2 protein-coding genes are annotated in these 2,184 nt (G+C 71.1%); one reads left to right on the top strand and one right to left on the bottom strand.

Features of this window, described 5'->3' with window-relative positions:
• Nucleotides 1-333: 333 nt before the first annotated feature.
• Nucleotides 334-786 carry a YbhB/YbcL family Raf kinase inhibitor-like protein gene (locus tag ITI46_RS34250; RefSeq protein WP_209243928.1) on the top strand — a complete coding sequence of 151 codons (453 nt, stop codon included), beginning with the start codon at nucleotides 334-336 and terminating at the stop codon, nucleotides 784-786.
• A gap of 40 nt (nucleotides 787-826) precedes the next feature.
• On the opposite strand, the gene rocD is transcribed toward ITI46_RS34250, so the two are convergent.
• The gene (gene rocD, locus ITI46_RS34245) at nucleotides 827-2,119 is read right to left on the bottom strand and encodes an ornithine--oxo-acid transaminase (protein WP_209243926.1); all 1,293 of its coding nucleotides are present in this window, start codon (nucleotides 2,117-2,119) and stop codon (nucleotides 827-829) included.
• Nucleotides 2,120-2,184 lie beyond the last annotated feature (65 nt).

The following is a 2,184-nucleotide window of genomic DNA, read 5'->3' as shown; positions in this document are numbered from 1 at the left end:
GTCCCGGCCCCCGCCGACGCCGACACCCGCCCGCGTCAACGGCTCAGTTGACCGAACACGGGACCCGAGGCCCTGCGGCCATGGTGATGTCGCTGACCAGCACCCTGGACGATTCTCCAGGGCACAGCGGTTTCCCGGGCAGCGCACCCGGTGGCCGCCTGGTCGCGCCGACTGTCCGGGCCACACGTTCCGGACACGTACCGGGCGCGCCCCGAACACGTTCCGGACGATCCGGCCGGGGCCGAGGGCCGGGGCCACCGGCCGGTGGTTCTTGGTCGGCTACCTGGCCCACAGGGCGATAGCCAGAGCCGTACCGCGGTTACCCCTCCCCGCATGGCAGGCATCGAACTCATCAGCACCGCGTTCAACGACAACGCGATCATCCCGCGCCGCTACACCCGCGACGGTGACGACGTCTCCCCTCCCCTCGAGTGGTCCGGCGTCCCGGGCGGCACCGCTGAGCTGCTGTTGCTCTGCGAGGACCCGGACGCACCCTCGGGCACCTTCGTGCACTGGCTGGTCACCGGGATCGACCCGGACGCGCGGTCGGTGGAGCCCGGCGAGACACCGCTGGGCGGCACGCCCCTCACGAACGGCTTCGGCGGGAGCGGCTGGGGCGGCCCGCTGCCGCCCGCGGGGGACGAGGCGCACCGGTACTTCTTCCGGCTGTACGCGCTGCCCGACCCCGTTCAGGTCCCCGACAACGCCTCGGCGGAGGACGTGCACCGCGCGGTGGACGGCGCGGCCCTGGCAAGCGGCAACATCGTCGGCCGCTACCAGCGCTGAGGTCCCGCTCAAGCCGACGCCCCATGAAGCCGGGCCCAGGTCACCGGCCCTGGCTTCGGGATCCGGTCAGCACCGCGGCCAACTGCTCGCACATCCAGTCGAGTTCGCCGGAGTCGACGGTGAGGGGTGGGGCGAGCCGGATGGTGGAGCCGTGGGTGTCCTTGGCGAGGACCGACCGGGCCAGAAGTCCTTCGCAGGCCTGCCGCCCGGTCATCCGGGCGGGGTCGATGTCGATTCCGGCCCACAGGCCGCGGGACCGGACGGCAACGACGCCGTGTCCGATCAGGGCTTCGAGCCGTTCGCGCAGTTGCTTGCCCAGCTCGGCCGCTCGCGCCTGGTACTCGCCGCTGCGCAGCAGTTCGACGACGGCGTGCCCGACCGCGGCGGCCAACGGGTTGCCCCCGAAGGTGGAGCCGTGGCTGCCGGGGCGGATCACACTGAGGACGTCTTCCCGGGAGACCACGGCGGAGACGGGCACGATTCCGCCGCCGAGAGCCTTGCCGAGCACATAGATGTCGGGGACGACATCCTCCGCTTCGCAGGCGAACGTGGCGCCGGTGCGGCCCAGTCCCGACTGGATCTCGTCGGCGATGAAGAGCACGTTCTCGCGGCTGCATATGTCCCGGACCCGCTGGAGGTAGCCCGGCGGGGGGATGAGTACCCCGGCTTCGCCCTGAATGGGTTCGAGCAGCACGGCCACGGTGGTCTCGTCGACAGCGCTTTCCAGGGCTGCGGAGTCGCCGTAGGGGACCGTGCGGAAGCCGGGCGTGAAGGGGCCGAACCCGTCGCGGGCGACGGGGTCGGAGGAGAAGCTGACGATGGTGGTGGTGCGTCCGTGGAAGTTGCCGTCGGCGACGATGATGGTGGCGCGGTCCGGGGCGACGCCCTTGCGTTCGCCGCCCCATTTGCGGGCGACCTTGACAGCGGTTTCGACGGCCTCGGCGCCAGTGTTCATGGGCAGGACCGTGTCCATGCCCGCGAGGTCGGCCAGGTCCCGGCAGAAGGGGCCGAGTCGGTCGTTGTGGAACGCCCGGCTGGTCAGGGTGAGGCGTGCCAACTGCTCGCGCGCTGCGGCCAGCAGCCCGGGGTGGCCGTGGCCGAAGTTGAGAGCCGAGTATCCCGCGAGGCAGTCCAGGTAGCGGCGGCCTTCGACATCGCTGACCCACGCGCCCTCGCCGGAGGCCAGCACCACGGGAAGGGGACGGTAGTTGTGGGCGATCACCGTCTCGGCCAGGGACAGATGGTGCCCGGTGGTGGAGCCGGGTGTGGTGTGGGGATGCGGATGGGTGGGTGTGGGTGTGGGTGTGGGTGTGGGCGTATCGGTGGTGGTCATGACGGAGTCCTTAGGTTCAAGGTCCTGAAGAGAGTCGGAGAGGTGTCGGGGAAGGGTCGGGAAGG

Origin of the sequence: Streptomyces oryzae (assembly GCF_017676365.1) — a bacterium.
GTDB classification, from domain to species: Bacteria; Actinomycetota; Actinomycetes; order Streptomycetales; family Streptomycetaceae; genus Streptomyces; species Streptomyces oryzae.
The sequence above is the reverse complement of the archived record's forward strand: the minus strand, read 5'-3'. Positions and strand labels throughout refer to the sequence as shown.

What these genes read in the sequence shown, in the direction of transcription:
- ITI46_RS34250 (WP_209243928.1), top strand. Translation starts at nt 334, where the DNA reads ATGGCAGGCATCGAACTCATCAGCACCGCGTTCAACGACAACGCGATC.
- rocD (WP_209243926.1), bottom strand. Translation starts at nt 2,119, where the DNA reads ATGACCACCACCGATACGCCCACACCCACACCCACACCCACACCCACC.